Here is a 533-nt window from a genome sequence, read left to right on the forward strand (position 1 = left end):
AACGTGTTCGTGTATGGAAAGTTGCGTGTTTGCGGGCGCGGATTTTCCGAAGGAAAATCGGAAGCCGGCAAACGAGCAACCAACTTTGTGCCAGCTAAAACTAGCAATTTTTTATACACGGTGTTGTACACTGTTTTTTTATTCCGTTCCAAAATATTCGTCATAGTGATGTTTGAATTCCGTTTGCATTATTTCGGATGTGATTCCTCCAAATTGGATTTCATACTCTTCGTTATCCATTCCAGTTATTGCTCCGCCCCAACCATTTAGTTCAGCTCCGTTTTCCAAGTAGACTTTCAACTCGGGAATTACAACGGTATCAATAAGTTTTAATTTCGGTTCGTCATCGTTTATTTGAACTTTATATTTTTTACAATGATTTCTAAAAAGTTCATAAGGGGATTCCACGTTTTCAAAATTGATTTTTCCGTGGATAACTCCCATTGGAGGATCCGCAAATTCAAAATCAGTTGTTCCGATTTTTACTCCGTTTAATTCTATGTAATATGTTTTTCTCAAATGGTGTACAACGT

1 protein-coding gene is annotated in these 533 nt (G+C 37.3%); it reads right to left on the reverse strand.

What is annotated here, in order from left to right:
• Window positions 1-138 precede the first annotated feature (138 nt).
• Window positions 139-533 (reverse strand): hypothetical protein (locus tag CDH49_RS15595; RefSeq protein WP_204524842.1); only part of this gene is annotated, 395 nt, incomplete at its 5' end.

This window comes from Confluentibacter citreus, from assembly GCF_002807055.1.
In the GTDB taxonomy this organism is placed as follows: Bacteria; Bacteroidota; Bacteroidia; order Flavobacteriales; family Flavobacteriaceae; genus Confluentibacter; species Confluentibacter citreus.